The organism is Flavobacterium crocinum, assembly GCF_003122385.1.
In the GTDB taxonomy this organism is placed as follows: Bacteria; Bacteroidota; Bacteroidia; order Flavobacteriales; family Flavobacteriaceae; genus Flavobacterium; species Flavobacterium crocinum.
In genome coordinates this window covers 1349137-1363828 of the sequence record NZ_CP029255.1, presented here as the reverse complement: position 1 = coordinate 1363828, position 14692 = coordinate 1349137, and the positions used below count along the sequence as shown (strand labels likewise).

14 protein-coding genes are annotated in these 14692 nt (G+C 34.4%); 12 read left to right on the top strand and 2 right to left on the bottom strand.

The window, feature by feature from the left end:
* The first annotated feature begins 4 nt into the window (after positions 1-4).
* The 6 genes from odhB to HYN56_RS06315 all read left to right on the top strand — a co-directional run bounded on the left by odhB (position 5) and on the right by HYN56_RS06315 (position 7504).
* Entirely contained in the window at positions 5-1249 is a 1245-nt protein-coding gene (gene odhB, locus HYN56_RS06340; protein WP_109191401.1) for a 2-oxoglutarate dehydrogenase complex dihydrolipoyllysine-residue succinyltransferase, read from the top strand.
* Between the two features lie 191 nt (positions 1250-1440).
* Complete coding sequence (locus HYN56_RS06335) at positions 1441-3921, top strand: TonB-dependent receptor (protein WP_109191400.1); 2481 nt, start codon at positions 1441-1443, stop codon at positions 3919-3921.
* A 60-nt stretch (positions 3922-3981) separates the two neighbouring features.
* Entirely contained in the window at positions 3982-4314 is a 333-nt protein-coding gene (locus tag HYN56_RS06330) for a hypothetical protein (RefSeq protein ID WP_109191399.1), read from the top strand.
* A gap of 12 nt (positions 4315-4326) precedes the next feature.
* On the top strand, positions 4327-4629 hold the full coding sequence (locus tag HYN56_RS06325; RefSeq protein WP_109191398.1) for a hypothetical protein: 303 nt from the start codon (positions 4327-4329) through the stop codon (positions 4627-4629).
* A 4-nt stretch (positions 4630-4633) separates the two neighbouring features.
* The gene (locus HYN56_RS06320) at positions 4634-6184 is read left to right on the top strand and encodes a PepSY-associated TM helix domain-containing protein (protein WP_109191397.1); all 1551 of its coding nucleotides are present in this window, start codon (positions 4634-4636) and stop codon (positions 6182-6184) included.
* Between the two features lie 207 nt (positions 6185-6391).
* Positions 6392-7504 carry a PepSY-associated TM helix domain-containing protein gene (locus HYN56_RS06315; protein ID WP_109191396.1) on the top strand — a complete coding sequence of 371 codons (1113 nt, stop codon included), beginning with the start codon at positions 6392-6394 and terminating at the stop codon, positions 7502-7504.
* Between the two features lie 53 nt (positions 7505-7557).
* Here the strand turns inward: HYN56_RS06315 and HYN56_RS06310 are convergent, their stop codons facing one another.
* On the bottom strand, positions 7558-7905 hold the full coding sequence (locus HYN56_RS06310; RefSeq protein ID WP_109191395.1) for a toxin-antitoxin system YwqK family antitoxin: 348 nt from the start codon (positions 7903-7905) through the stop codon (positions 7558-7560).
* A 221-nt stretch (positions 7906-8126) separates the two neighbouring features.
* Positions 8127-9122: a TlpA family protein disulfide reductase gene (locus HYN56_RS06305; RefSeq protein ID WP_109191394.1), complete on the bottom strand. Its 996-nt coding sequence runs from the start codon at positions 9120-9122 to the stop codon at positions 8127-8129.
* Positions 9123-9279: 157 nt separating this feature from the next.
* On the opposite strand from HYN56_RS06305, the gene aspS reads away from it, so the two are divergent.
* The 6 genes from aspS (at position 9280) to HYN56_RS06275 (ending at position 14624) form a co-directional block, all read left to right on the top strand.
* Positions 9280-11031, top strand: coding sequence for an aspartate--tRNA ligase (gene aspS, locus HYN56_RS06300; RefSeq protein WP_109191393.1), 1752 nt, complete (start codon positions 9280-9282; stop codon positions 11029-11031).
* A gap of 302 nt (positions 11032-11333) precedes the next feature.
* Positions 11334-11528 (top strand): cold-shock protein, encoded by a 195-nt coding sequence (locus HYN56_RS06295; protein WP_007137066.1) that lies wholly within the window; start codon positions 11334-11336, stop codon positions 11526-11528.
* A 242-nt stretch (positions 11529-11770) separates the two neighbouring features.
* Complete coding sequence (locus HYN56_RS06290) at positions 11771-12136, top strand: NADH-quinone oxidoreductase subunit A (protein ID WP_091490530.1); 366 nt, start codon at positions 11771-11773, stop codon at positions 12134-12136.
* A 156-nt stretch (positions 12137-12292) separates the two neighbouring features.
* A complete protein-coding gene (locus HYN56_RS06285; RefSeq protein ID WP_091490528.1) occupies positions 12293-12841 on the top strand; it encodes an NADH-quinone oxidoreductase subunit B in 549 nt (182 codons plus the stop codon).
* Position 12842: 1 nt separating this feature from the next.
* A complete protein-coding gene (locus tag HYN56_RS06280; RefSeq protein WP_109191392.1) occupies positions 12843-13364 on the top strand; it encodes an NADH-quinone oxidoreductase subunit C in 522 nt (173 codons plus the stop codon).
* A 21-nt stretch (positions 13365-13385) separates the two neighbouring features.
* On the top strand, positions 13386-14624 hold the full coding sequence (locus tag HYN56_RS06275) for an NADH-quinone oxidoreductase subunit D (RefSeq protein WP_095929651.1): 1239 nt from the start codon (positions 13386-13388) through the stop codon (positions 14622-14624).
* The last annotated feature ends 68 nt before the right edge of the window (positions 14625-14692 follow it).

Sequence of the window (14692 nt, the reverse complement as noted above, 5' to 3'; positions counted from 1 at the left end):
TAAGATGATTTTAGAAATGAAAGTCCCATCACCAGGGGAATCAATAAAAGAAGTTGAAATTGCAACTTGGTTAGTAAAAGACGGAGATTATGTAGAAAAAGATCAGGCTATTGCTGAAGTTGATTCAGATAAAGCTACTCTTGAGTTACCTGCTGAAATGAGCGGTGTAATTACACTAAAAGCTGAAGAAGGTGATACAGTAGCAGTTGGCGCTGTAGTTTGTTTAATTGATACAGATGCTGCAAAACCAGCAGGCGATGCACCGGCAGCTCCGGCAGCTGAGGCTCCAAAAGCGGAAGCTCCAAAGGCAGAAGTAAAAGCTGAAGCTCCAAAAGCAGAACCAGTTCAGGCTCCGGCAGCTACAAGTTATGCAGCTGGAACTCCATCTCCTGCAGCAAGAAAAATATTAGACGAGAAAAATATTGCTCCGGCAACAGTTTCAGGAACTGGTAAAGGTGGAAGAATTACTAAAGATGATGCTGTAAATGCAGTACCATCTATGGGAACTCCAACTGGTGGAAGCCGTGGAACTGAGCGTACAAAATTATCTATGTTGCGTCGTAAAGTAGCAGAAAGATTAGTTTCAGCTAAAAACGAAACAGCTATGCTTACTACTTTTAACGAAGTAAACATGACGCCAATTAACCAAATTCGTAACGAATACAAAGATGCTTTCAAAGCTAAACATGGTGGTTTAGGTTTAGGTTTCATGTCATTCTTTACAAAAGCAGTTACAAGAGCTTTACAATTATATCCGGATGTAAACTCTATGATGGATGGTGATTACAAAATCGCTTACGATTTTGCTGATATCTCTATCGCAGTTTCCGGACCAAAAGGATTAATGGTTCCTGTTGTTCGTAATGCTGAATTGTTAACTTTCCGTGGCATTGAAGCTGAAATCAAAAGATTAGCTTTAAGAGCTCGTGATGGTCAAATTACAGTGGACGATATGACTGGAGGAACTTTCACAATTACTAACGGTGGTGTTTTTGGAAGTATGTTATCAACTCCAATCATCAACCCTCCTCAGTCAGGAATCTTAGGAATGCACAACATTATCGAGCGTCCTATTGCTGTAAACGGAAAAGTTGAAATTCATCCAATGATGTACGTTGCGCTTTCTTACGATCACAGAATTATCGATGGACGTGAGTCTGTTGGTTTCTTGGTTGCTGTAAAAGAAGCTTTAGAAAATCCGGTAGAATTATTAATGAATGGCGATGCAAAACGTGCTTTAGAACTATAATTCTAAAACATCTTTAATATATAGAAACCCTGCTCTTTCCAGAGCGGGGTTTTCTTTTTTTAATCTAATTCTTATTTAAGGAAATTTTAAACTAAAATTAAGGCGTTTAATTTGGAATAAATAAAAATAAATCTTGCGTGATAAGCGTCCAAGGCTTACATTTGCGCTATTAAAATCAATTCTAAATAAAAATGAAATTAAAATTTTCGATTTCTTTTTTGAGTTTTTGTTTTGCTTTATTGACAAGCGTACCGGCTTTAGCTCAAGAAAAAGCAACTATTAAAGGTCAAATTAGCTTAACAAATAGTCAGGCTGCAGACAATGTTTCTGTAGTATTAAAAGGAACTAAAATAGGAACAGTTACAGATGCAAATGGTTTCTATGAAATTAAAAACATCAAACCTGGAAACTATGTAATTAAAGTTTCTGGAATTGGATACTCTTCAAAAGAAAAAAGCGTTAGCCTAAATAGCGGTGATTCTATTATAGAAGACTTTAGAATCAGTGAAAATTCTCAGGAACTAAATGAAATCGTAGTAAATGGGAATAGAAAAAACCCATTGGCACGTAAAGAAACACAGCAAGTATCAAGATTACCTCTTAAAAATCTTGAAAACCCACAGGTTTACAGTACTATTACCGGCGAGTTATTAAAAGAACAAGTTGTAACTAACCTTGATGATGCTCTTAAAAACTCTCCAGGCTTAACACAGCTTTGGGCATCAACTGGCCGTGGCGGAGATGGTGCTGGTTATTTCTCTCTAAGAGGATTTGCTGTTCAACCCACTATGATTAATGGACTTCCAGGTTTATCTAACGGAAGTTTAGACCCTGCTAATATTGATAAAATTGAAGTAATCAAAGGCCCATCTGGAACTTTATTTGGAAGCAGTTTAATCTCTTATGGAGGTTTAATCAACATCACTACAAAAAAACCTTATGACCATTTTGGAGGAGAAATAAGTTATACTGCCGGAAGCTACGGTTTAAACAGAGTTACTGCAGATGTTAACACTCCTCTTGACGACGAACATAAAGTAAACTTTCGTATAAATGCTGCTTATCATGATGAGGATAGTTTTCAAGATGCAGGTTTTAGAAAATCTTTATTTGTAGCTCCTTCTCTTTCTTATGAAGTGAATGAAAGATTATCATTCTTAGTTAATACTGAGTTTTTAAGTAGTGAAAGTACAAATCCTACTATGTTGTTTTTAGATCGTTTTTCTCCTCTTCGCGTTCACAACATTGACGAATTGAGATATGACAACAAACGTTCTTACACTAGTAATCAGTTAACGCTTAAAACACCATCGTATAGTCTTCAGGGGCAGATGAATTATAAAATTTCTGACCAATGGACTTCACAAACAGTTCTTGCAAGAAGCTCTGCGAAATCACTAGGATACTATGCTTATCTATATGAAATCACAAGCAATTTTAGTGGCATTAATGACGGAATTGTTCTTGGAAGATCATTTACAAATAATGATTCTAAAACATTAACAACCGATATTCAGCAAAATTTTATTGGCGATTTTAAAATTGGAAACTTAAGAAACAGAATTGTTGCTGGTTTAGATTATTTCAACAGAATGCAAGTTGATAATGGATCAGGATATCTTTACAATGAAAGTCTTATTTATATTGGAAATGATCCTTTACAAACTGTAAACGAAAATGTATATGGAATTACAGATCCTAATGACTATATCACAAATGGAGACAATGGTAATTTATCAAAAGCTCATGCTGAAGCTGCATTATCCACGGTTCCTGTAAACAACACCAAACAAAAACAAGAAGTTTTTAGTGCTTATGTATCTAACGTAATCAATATTACGCCTGCCCTTTCTGCTATGGCAAGTTTACGTATAGACCGTTTCATGAATTCAGGAGATGTAACAACAAAATCTGATGATTTTAACCAAACTACTTTCTCTCCAAAATTTGGTTTAGTTTACCAGCCAATTATTGATAAAGTTTCGATTTTTGCCAACTACATGGATGGTTTTGTAAACCCATCACCAATTACTGATGTCGCTGCTGATGGCACTAGAACACCTAGAACATTCTCACCAGAACATGCCGCTCAATTTGAAGTGGGTACAAAATTAAATGTATTCAAAGAAAAATTATATGCTACTTTTAGCTACTATGATACTAAAGTAAGAGATATGGTTTACACCGATTATGGAGCAACAACTACGATTAGTTATGATAACGGTGCACAAAGAAACAAAGGTTTTGAAGCAGAAATTGTTGCAAACCCAATTGACGGCCTAAACATTGTATTAGGATACAGTTATAACGATGCTCTTTTAACTGCAGGACTGCCAGATTTCGTAAATCACAGACCTGAAAGTGCTGGACCACAGAATTTAGCAAACCTTTGGGCAAGTTATAAATTCACACAAGGTGAGTTAAAAGGATTTGGTTTAGGTTTTGGTGGTAACTATGCAAGTGACAATAAAATCATGAACAGAACCGTAGCTGGAGTGTTTACAATTCCAGAATATACAGTACTAAACTCTTCTATCTTTTACGGAACTGAGAAATACACTTTAACATTAAAAGTGAACAACATTGCAAATGAAGACATTTACGATGGATGGTCAACAGTTCACCCTAAAGATGCTAGAAGCGTGGTTGCAAGTTTCTCATACAGATTTTAATAAAAAACATTTCAAACACCTTTCTTTTAGGAGAAAGGTGTTTTTTAAATTTTAAAGATTATGATTACAATCGCCAGTCTTTTTGTTTTTCTAGCTTTTTATACTCTTTATTACACTTCAAAAAGAGCAGTTCTGTCCTATGATTTGGGCTTTGAAAAATGGATGCAGAAAAATCCAAAACAAACTAAAATTATCGGATTAACATTATTATTAACGGCTTATATAATGTGGCTTTTTACACAATCTTTAGGTTGTGGCACTTTGATGTTTTTTATTCAGTTAATGACTGTTGGAAGCTTAATTATCGTTTTAGCACCACTCAAAAAAATAAATCATAAAGCACTTTTAGCACTTTTGATCATCATTGCTATTTTAGAATTTTATTACCCTTAAATCAATTAACCAATGCCAGCAAATCCAAAATATCTAACTCCAGCCTTTTTGCCGCGTTTTCTTAAAATTACTGCAGCAATATTAGGCGGTTATTTCGTCGCTGTTTCTTTTCATCTTGCACTTGCAGCCTGGTTTAACCGAGCTAATGTTTTAATGACAATGGCTTACAGCGGCTTTATGCTTTGGGTTGCACTTATGGTTATTGCTTTTTTAGCCAAAAGCGCCTGGAAAATCTGGGGAATTTACATCCTTCTTACTTTAGTTTTCTGTCTTTTTATTTACTTAGGTCAAACCTACCATCCAACGGCAAAATAATTTTATGAATAACCGTCATTATAATATTTACTTCCATACTCATACTGTTAGCGGTATTGTCATCAGCGTAGTTCTTTTTGTCATTTTCTTTGCTGGGTCTTTTTCTTTTTTTAGAGATGAAATCATCAATTGGGAAAGAAGTGAATCCACTGCAATTACAAGAGAAATTCAATTAGACTACAATAAAGCACTAAAAGATCTTGACAAAAAACATATTCTGCATGGAAGAAATATTACGATTTCTAAACCATCTGTAGAAGACAGAGTTGCTGTTTATATGGAAGGAACCAAAGATACTTTGGCTCCAGCCAAACAAAAAGAAGGCTCTTTTTTCTATCTTAATACTAAAAATTTCAAATCTTACACTTACGAAGAATCTTATTCTTTGGGAGAACTTTTGTACCGTCTGCACTTTTTGGCGCAAATTCCATATCCGGCAGGATATTACCTTTCAGGATTTACTGCTTTGTTTTTCTTATTTGCAATTGTAACCGGAGTTTTATTGCATTGGAAAAAAATTGTGTCAAACTTTTACATTTTCCGTCCAAAAGAGAAATTAAAAACACTTTGGACAGATGCTCACACTGCATTGGGAATGATTGGTTTGCCATTTCAATTTGTTTATGCTGTTACCGGTGCTTTTTTTATGATTAAACTTTTAATTGTAGCTCCGGCAGTAATGGCTCTTTATGAAGGAGACGACAAAAAGTTGTATCAGGAGTTAGAGTACAACGATCCTGACTATAAATTTGAATACAAAAAATTAGCAGATCCGTTTAATATTAATGAATTGATTGCAAAGGCAAAAAGCAACTGGAAAGATTTCGAAATTACTCGTGTAATTATTCAAAATTACGGAGACATTAACATGCATGTCTTAGTTGAAGGTGAATTGTTGTCTTATAAAAAATTTGTTGGTGTTGGAAAAGTTGTTTACCGTGTATCTGACGGAAAAGAAATAGCTAAAAAAAATCCAATCTCTCAAAACAATTATCTTGACGGCGTTAAAACGATTTTATATCGTATTCACTTTGGAGATTATGGAGGATATGCTTTAAAAATTGTGAGCTTTATTTTAGGAATCATAACTTGTTTTGTCATTATTTCCGGAGTTATGATTTGGCTGGTTGCCAGACAGAAAAACAATATGCCCGAAAAGAAAAGACGTTTCAACGCTGCAGTTGTCCGTATTTATTTGGCAATCTGTCTAAGTATGTATCCAATTACGGCTTTGGCTTTTATTGGTAGTAAAATTTTCTATCCTTTAAGCCAAGCGAATCTATTCAGGCTTTATTTTGGCGGATGGCTACTGCTGGCGATATTTTTTATCATTAAAAAGAATGATGGATTTACCAATAAATTCTGTTTGATTTCAGGAAGTATTTTAGGTTTTCTAATTCCAATTACCAACGGAATTGTTTCTGGAGAATGGTTTTGGACTTCCTTTATGGAAAACAAAATTCAGATTTTCTTTATTGATGTTTTCTGGATTTTCCTGGCTTCAATTTCATTATATGTGGCTTATCATTTAAAACCTAAGAAAATAGTGGTTTAATTTTTTTTGCCACAAAGGCGCTAAGACACACAGTTTTTTTAATCTTGCAAAGGCGCTAAGCCGCAAAGAAATATCAAATAAAACTTTGCGACTTAGCGACTTTACGAGATTTTTCTTTTGCAAAACACTTACACTTACAACCAAAATACTTTAGAATAATTTGTCCCATACAGATTTTGAGCATAATTTTACGCTTTTAATCAAAAAATGGGATTCAAAACTACAATACGATTTCTACATAAATGGCTCGGGTTAATTTCCGGGCTTATTGTTTTTATAATCAGTATTACGGGCTGTATTTTCTGTTTCCATGATGAAATAAAAGACATTACCAGAAAAGAATGGCGTTTAGTCGAACCTCAGAACAAACCTTTTATTCTGCCTTCGGTTTTAGAAGAAAAAGCTAAAAAAATCCTTCCGAAGAATAAAGCCAGCATGGTTTCTTATTATGGTAAAAACCGTTCGGCAATTGTTTATACTTATTCTGATACAGAAAATCTATATCTCTACTTTAATCCTTATACAGGTCAATATTTAAAAACCGAAAATCCTAAAACCGATTTTTTTATAATTGTCGAATATATTCATTTGTATTTACTGCTTCCCGATTATATAGGAAAGCATATTATTGGCGGAGCAACCATCATTTTTATTCTTTTACTGATTTCGGGAATTATACAATGGTGGCCCAAAAAAAGATCCGATTTAAAAAGAAGTCTAACCATAAAATGGTCTGCCAAATGGCGCCGTGTCAACTACGACTGGCACAATACCACCGGCTTTTACATTTCGCTTGTAGCATTAATTTTAGCCATAACCGGACTTACGTTTACTTATGAATGGGTTGGCGATGGAATTTACAAAACGTTCAATTTTGGTGGAGACAAAGCAGTGGAAACAAAACTTCCCCTAATCGACACAACACAATTTAAAACCAATTCAATTACGGCAATTGACCGTGCTTTTATTCAAACCACAAAACTACAACCAGACGCAGAGATGATGTTTGTATTGATTCCGCAGCAAAAGGGAGCTGTTATAAGCACTGGGGCTTATCCGCATACTTTACGTTACGATCATCAAAGCAATTATTACTTTCATCCATCAAGCGGAAAATTAGTCCAAAGTCAGATTTTCGATAAAAAAACTCTTGGCTTACAACTTGTCGAAATGAATTACGGAATTCACACAGGACAAATATTAGATCTTCCCGGAAAAATCATTGCTTTTATAGTCAGTTTATTTGCAGCGGCACTTCCAGTTACCGGCTTTATAATCTGGTACGGAAGAAACTACAAAAGCAAAAAATCTAAGGCATAAAAAAAACCGTCTCGTTAAAAAAACGAGACGATTCTATAATTTTCGAAACTAAATTAGTTTCTGTTTGCTAAAGCATTTTTCTGTAAGTTTTTAACTGAACTAACTTTGTTATCTACATAAGCAACTTCTTTAAGACTATTGGCTTCAAAATAGATCCAGTTTCCGGTTTTTAATCCGTCTGCGTATTCTCCAACGGTTTTTTTATTTCCATTTTCATCATAAGCTACCCAGATACCGTCCAATTTTCCATCCTTAAAAAAGCCTTCCTGCTGTATTTTGCCATTCTCATAATAGTAAGTTGCTTTTACTTTATTTCCAACAGCTTCTAACTCAGGTTTACCTTCTTGTGCTGTTAAAATTCCAGAGAATAACACAGCCGCTAAAATCACACACTTTTTCATATCGTCAGGTATTAAATGTTATTGAATGTTACTAAATTGTTATCAAATATAGTTAATAGTTTACATTAAAAAAACTTTTACTTAACAATTTGGTAACATTGAATAAAAACTTAACATTGGAAATTTGCTGAAAATAAAAAAACCAGCGCTTAAGCACTGGTTTTACTGGTATTTTATAAAAAACCTGATTTTACGATAACGTTAGAAATTTCGTAAATAATTTAGTTCAATAATGTACTTAGCTGTTTATCAAGCTCAGGATCAGATGGTCTAGGCGCATCAGATTTCACAACATTTCCCTGAGGATCAATTAAAATAAATCTCGGAATTCCGGTTACACCATAATTAACTACAAACTCAGATTCCCAATCTTTATCAGCAAAAAGCTGTACACCTCCAAGATGTTTATCGGTTACAAATTTTTTCCATTTTTCATTATCTTTTAATTTATCAATAGAAATGCTTACGAATTCGATATTCTTACCGTGATATTTTTCTTCAATCTTTTGAAGGTATGGAATCTCAGCTCTGCAAGGTGCGCACCATGTCGCCCAAAGATCGATGTAAACATATTTACCTTTTAAGTCAGAAAGTTTTGTTTTGCCACCTTTAAAATTTTCGTAGTCAAAACCTGGTGACGCTTTTCCAACCATTTTATTGGCTTTTGCCGCTCTTTCATATTCTTCTGAAGCATACTTATTGAAACCTTCAATGCTGCGTTTTAATGCAACTTTAAATTCCGGATCCAAATCACCTTTTTCAAGGCTTTCAGTATCTGCTTTTAATTTAGCATCCAATAAAGCGGTAAATTCTCCACTTTCTTTTGAAAAAGCATCTTTTTGAAAACTTTCATCTTTTAAAGCCTGCTGTGCTAAAAAGTTACTTTCATTTACCCCTTTACCTTTATATACAATAGTCTCGTCAAATTCTTTTGCATTCATAGTCAGATTCACTTCTGAATTTGGTTTTAAAAACAAGTTTGAAGATTCCGTTCCGTCAGAAAACATGTAAAATCCTTTTGGAGCATCAAAAGTGGCTGCAAATACCTCTTTTTTATTTATTGGAATTACTTGTTTGAAATTATCCTTTCCTCTAATTACTAAAGTGTCGCTGTTTCTATTTGCGATTTTAGCCGTGAATTTAATTGCATCCTTACTTTGTCCGATAACGTTCAAAGCATTAAAAATTACCAAACCTGCAACAAAAAGTTTTTTCATAGGTATATTATTAGTTTTTTAGTGATTCAAAACTAAAGAATTTAAAGCTTCCTAATTTAAGAATTAACAAAATATTTAAAATTCTATACATCAAGTTTATCACTTTACTATATTATCTTGAATTTTGTATTTACTTTTGCAGTCTAAAATTGAGATTATGTATAGAAGTCATAATTGCGGCGAATTAAACGCTTCAAATATTAATACCGAAGTTACACTTGCGGGCTGGGTTCAAAACTCTAATGATAAAGGATTCTTAAATTGGGTTAACTTACGAGATCGTTATGGAATTACTCAGTTATTATTTGACAAAGAACGTTCAGAAAAAAACATCTTCGAATTAGCAAAAACTCTTGGACGTGAATTTGTAATTCAAGTTAAAGGAAAAGTAATAGAAAGAGAATCTAAAAATCCAAATATTCCAACGGGTGACATTGAAATTTTTGTTACAGAATTAAAAATTTTAAATTCTGCTTTAACACCTCCATTTACAATTGAAGATAAAACAGATGGTGGTGAAGATATTAGAATGAAATATCGTTATCTAGATATCAGAAGAAATCCGGTAAAAAACAGCTTATTGTTCCGTCACAAAGTGGCAATGGAAGTTCGTAAATATTTATCTGATTTAGATTTCTGCGAAGTTGAAACACCTTACTTAATTAAATCTACTCCGGAAGGAGCAAGAGATTTCGTCGTACCAAGCCGTATGAACGAAGGACAATTTTATGCTTTACCACAATCTCCACAAACTTTCAAACAATTATTGATGGTAGGTGGAATGGATAAATATTTCCAAATCGTAAAATGTTTCCGTGACGAAGATTTACGTGCAGACCGTCAGCCGGAATTTACTCAGATCGACTGCGAAATGGCATTTGTAGAACAAGAAGATATTTTAAATATTTTCGAAGGATTGACAAGACATTTATTAAAAGAAATTAAAGGCATTGAAGTAGACAAATTCCCTAGAATTACCTACGATTATGCTATGAAAACATACGGAAATGACAAACCGGACATTCGTTTTGGGATGAAGTTTGGCGAACTAAACGAATTTGCACAACATAAAGAATTCCCAGTTTTCAATTCAGCTGAATTAGTTGTCGGAATTGCAGTTCCTGGAGCAGGAAATTATACCCGTAAAGAAATCGACGGATTAATTGACTGGGTAAAACGTCCTCAAGTTGGAGCATCTGGAATGGTTTACGTAAAATGTAATGAAGACGGAACTTTCAAATCATCTGTAGATAAATTCTACGATCAGGACGATTTGGCAAATTGGGCAAAAGCTACAGAAGCTAATCCTGGAGATATGATTTTTGTACTTTCTGGACCAGCAAACAAAACTAGAGCACAATTATCTGCACTTCGTATGGAATTAGCAACTCGTTTAGGATTACGTAATCCAGAAGAATTTGCTCCATTATGGGTTGTAGATTTCCCATTATTGGAATTGGACGAAGAAAGCGGCCGTTACCATGCAATGCACCACCCTTTTACTTCTCCAAAACCGGAAGATATGGCTTTGTTGGAAACAGAACCAGGAAAAGTTCGTGCCAATGCTTACGATATGGTTTTAAACGGAAACGAAATTGGAGGAGGATCTATTCGTATTCACGATAAAGCAACTCAACAATTAATGTTTAAATATTTAGGCTTTACCGAAGAAGAAGCAAAAGCACAATTCGGATTCTTAATGGATGCTTTCCAATTTGGAGCGCCTCCTCATGGAGGATTAGCTTTTGGATTGGACAGATTGGTTGCCATTTTAGGAGGTCAGGAAACGATTAGAGATTTTATTGCGTTCCCGAAAAACAATTCCGGACGTGATGTAATGATCGATGCACCAGCCGCAATTGATGATGCGCAATTGAAAGAATTACATATTAAACTTGCTTCAATATAAAAATAAAGTGATTAAAATTCTTAAAGCGACTGAAAATTTTCAGTCGCTTTTTTTATCTCCGCTTCAAAATTTTAATTGCAATTTCTAAACTTATTGCATTAATTTTTTCTTACAAGTTTCAGTTTTTAGGATTCTTACAATTAACGATTCTCAAATTATGGTATTCTATATGAATTTTGCTTCAATAAACCACGTAAAAACACTGGAAATCAATAATTTTTACAAAAAATTAACACGTACTTGTCTTTTGTATTAGTTAATATGTTACATTTGCTTTATTATAAATTATTATTACAATTACAATGCGTACAGGTACAGTAAAATTTTTCAATGAGTCTAAAGGTTATGGATTCATTACAGACGAAGAAACAGGAAAGGATATCTTCGTTCACGCTTCAGGAATTAACGCGGAAGAATTACGCGAAGGTGACCGTGTAAGCTATGAAGAAGAAGAAGGAAGAAAAGGGAAAGTTGCTGCTAAAGTAGCAGTAATCTAAGAAAAATATAGCAATTTATTTTTTTTGCCTCTGAATGGTCTCAAAAGACGTCCCGAAGTATCGGGACGTTTTTTTTTGCCTATTTCTTAAAAAAATATTAAAATTCTTGGATGTTATTTATAATCAATAAAAATTAGGTCTAAACGCCGTTCTGCACCCTACTTAAAACCTTTTTTAGCTTGTGTTTTACAGACTTGAAAGTTATCTTTGTGGCTCTCTTTTTAAGTAAAAAAACAAAGTTTATGCAATCTGATCAATACAGTTACATTCCTATTTTAATGCAGTTTATTCTGGCTGTTGGTTTTGTGGTAGGAACAATCATTATTTCCGGGAAATTAGGACCAAAAAGATCCTCTGAAGTTAAAGATCAAAACTTCGAATGTGGTATCGAATCTGTTGGTAACGCACGTATCCCATTCTCTGTAAAATACTTCTTAGTTGCTATTTTGTTTGTATTGTTCGACGTAGAGGTAATTTTCCTTTACCCTTGGGCAGTTAACTTCAAAGACTTAGGAATTGAAGGAATGCTAAAAATGATTGTTTTCATGTCTTTACTTTTAGTTGGTTTCTTCTATATCATCAAGAAGAAAGCACTAGAATGGGAATAAAGAATATTAGATTTCAGATTTTAGATTTTAGATTAAATTGATTTAGAATTTTAAGTTTGAAAATAATATCTCAAAATACAATATTGAATTTTAAAATATTGATTTCGGTTTCAAGGTCAAAAATCTAAAATCTGAAATCTACAATCTAAAATAAAAATGAGCGATTCAAAAGTAAATATGGTTTCACCGCCAGAAGGAGTTACTGGTGAAGGTTTCTTCGCTACAAAACTTAGTGATGTTGTTGGTTTAGCAAGAGCCAACTCATTGTGGCCGCTTCCTTTTGCAACTTCATGTTGTGGTATTGAATTCATGGCAACAATGGCATCTCATTACGATTTAGCTCGATTTGGTTCTGAGCGTGTGAGTTTCTCACCGAGACAAGCAGACATGTTATTGGTTATGGGAACTATTTCCAAAAAAATGGCCCCTATCTTAAGACAAGTTTACGAGCAAATGTCAGAGCCACGCTGGGTAATTGCTGTTGGAGCCTGTGCTTCTTCAGGAGGAGTATTCGATACGTATTCTGTACTTCAGGGAATTGACAAAGTAATTCCGGTTGACGTTTACGTTCCTGGATGCCCGCCAAGACCAGAACAAATTGTTGATGGAGTAATGAGACTTCAGGAACTGGTAAAAAGCGAATCTGTTAGAAGAAGAAGCTCACCAGAATATCAAGAATTATTAGCTTCATATAATATCTCATAAGATGGCTTTAGAAAACACCCTGATCCAAGATAAACTTACTGAAACATTTAATAACGATGTTTTCAACTTTCAGCAAGAAAGAGATATTTTTTCTTTAGAAGCTTCAGCTGATAAAATTACACCGTTGATTCTATTCCTTAAAAACGATCCGGAATTAAAATTTCATTTCTTAACTGACTTATGCGGTATTCATTACCCGGACAATGAAAGTGAGCGTCAGTTTGCCGTTGTTTATCATTTACACAACTGGTACGAAAACAAAAGATTAAAAATCAAAGTTTTCTTAAACGGTGAAAAACCAGAAATTAAATCGGTTTCAAATATTTTCCTAAGTTCAAACTGGATGGAAAGAGAAACGTTCGATTTCTACGGAATCAATTTTATTGGTCACCCACAATTGAAACGTATTTTAAATATGGACGAAATGGTGTCTCATCCAATGCGAAAAGAATTCCCAATGGAAGACAGCGGAAGAACCGACAAAGACGACAGATTCTTTGGAAGAACAACAACAAATTGCTAAAAAATAATTCAACATTATAAAATGTCAGAACTATTATTACCACCAGAGCATCGTTATGCTAAAATAATTAAGGAGAGACTAAACGAAGACGGAAGCGAACTTTCTGTATTGAATTTAGGTCCTACTCACCCTGCAACGCACGGTATTTTTCAGAATATCCTGCTGATGGATGGTGAAAAAATTCTTGAGGCTGAGCCAACTATTGGTTACATCCACAGAGCTTTCGAAAAAATTGCCGAAAATCGTCCTTTTTATCAAATTACACCTCTTACAGACCGTATGAACTACTGTTCTTCTCCTATTAATAATATGGGATGGTGGATGACAGTAGAAAAACTATTAGGTATTGAAGTTCCTAAAAGAGCGCAGTATTTAAGAGTTATCGTTATGGAGCTGGCTCGTATTACGGATCACATTATCTGTAACGGAATCTTAGGGGTTGATACTGGTGCGTATACTGGTTTCTTATACGTTTTTCAATTTAGAGAAAAAATCTACGAAATCTACGAAGAAATTTGTGGAGCTCGTTTGACTACAAATATGGGAAGAATCGGTGGTTTTGAAAGAGACTGGTCTCCGGAAGTTTTCAAAAAACTAGATAAATTCCTTGAAGAATTCCCTCCGGTTTGGCAGGAATTCCAAAACCTATTCGAGAGAAACAGAATTTTCCTTGACAGAACTGTAAACGTAGGTGGAATCACTGCTGAAAAAGCAATGGCTTACGGATTTACAGGTCCAAACTTACGTGCTGCAGGAGTTGATTACGACGTACGTGTAGCTCAGCCTTACTCTTCTTATGAAGATTTCGATTTTATTGTTCCTGTTGGAAAATCAGGAGATACTTACGATCGTTTCTGTGTTCGTAATGCTGAAGTTTGGGAAAGTTTAAGCATTATTCGTCAGGCATTGGAAAAAATGCCTCCTGGAAACGAATATCATGCGGAAGTTCCGGATTACTACCTTCCTCCAAAAGAAGATGTTTACACTTCTATGGAATCTTTAATTTATCACTTTAAGATCGTAATGGGAGAAGTTCCTGTACCAGTTGCAGAAATCTATCACCCTGTAGAAGGAGGAAATGGGGAACTTGGTTTCTATTTAGTAACTGACGGAAGCAGAACTCCATATAGATTACATTTCAGAAGACCATGCTTTATTTATTATCAGGCATTCCCAGAAATGATTAAAGGCGCTATGCTTTCTGATGCAATTATCATTCTGTCAAGTTTGAACGTAATTGCAGGAGAATTAGACGCCTAAAAGATTGAAGATTTTAGAATGTAGATTTCAGATTGGAAAATCTAAAATCTAAAATCAGAAATCTAAAA

What these genes read in the sequence shown, in the direction of transcription:
- odhB (WP_109191401.1), top strand. Translation starts at nt 5, where the DNA reads ATGATTTTAGAAATGAAAGTCCCATCACCAGGGGAATCAATAAAAGAA.
- HYN56_RS06335 (WP_109191400.1), top strand. Translation starts at nt 1,441, where the DNA reads ATGAAATTAAAATTTTCGATTTCTTTTTTGAGTTTTTGTTTTGCTTTA.
- HYN56_RS06330 (WP_109191399.1), top strand. Translation starts at nt 3,982, where the DNA reads ATGATTACAATCGCCAGTCTTTTTGTTTTTCTAGCTTTTTATACTCTT.
- HYN56_RS06325 (WP_109191398.1), top strand. Translation starts at nt 4,327, where the DNA reads ATGCCAGCAAATCCAAAATATCTAACTCCAGCCTTTTTGCCGCGTTTT.
- HYN56_RS06320 (WP_109191397.1), top strand. Translation starts at nt 4,634, where the DNA reads ATGAATAACCGTCATTATAATATTTACTTCCATACTCATACTGTTAGC.
- HYN56_RS06315 (WP_109191396.1), top strand. Translation starts at nt 6,392, where the DNA reads ATGGGATTCAAAACTACAATACGATTTCTACATAAATGGCTCGGGTTA.
- HYN56_RS06310 (WP_109191395.1), bottom strand. Translation starts at nt 7,905, where the DNA reads ATGAAAAAGTGTGTGATTTTAGCGGCTGTGTTATTCTCTGGAATTTTA.
- HYN56_RS06305 (WP_109191394.1), bottom strand. Translation starts at nt 9,122, where the DNA reads ATGAAAAAACTTTTTGTTGCAGGTTTGGTAATTTTTAATGCTTTGAAC.
- aspS (WP_109191393.1), top strand. Translation starts at nt 9,280, where the DNA reads ATGTATAGAAGTCATAATTGCGGCGAATTAAACGCTTCAAATATTAAT.
- HYN56_RS06295 (WP_007137066.1), top strand. Translation starts at nt 11,334, where the DNA reads ATGCGTACAGGTACAGTAAAATTTTTCAATGAGTCTAAAGGTTATGGA.
- HYN56_RS06290 (WP_091490530.1), top strand. Translation starts at nt 11,771, where the DNA reads ATGCAATCTGATCAATACAGTTACATTCCTATTTTAATGCAGTTTATT.
- HYN56_RS06285 (WP_091490528.1), top strand. Translation starts at nt 12,293, where the DNA reads ATGAGCGATTCAAAAGTAAATATGGTTTCACCGCCAGAAGGAGTTACT.
- HYN56_RS06280 (WP_109191392.1), top strand. Translation starts at nt 12,843, where the DNA reads ATGGCTTTAGAAAACACCCTGATCCAAGATAAACTTACTGAAACATTT.
- HYN56_RS06275 (WP_095929651.1), top strand. Translation starts at nt 13,386, where the DNA reads ATGTCAGAACTATTATTACCACCAGAGCATCGTTATGCTAAAATAATT.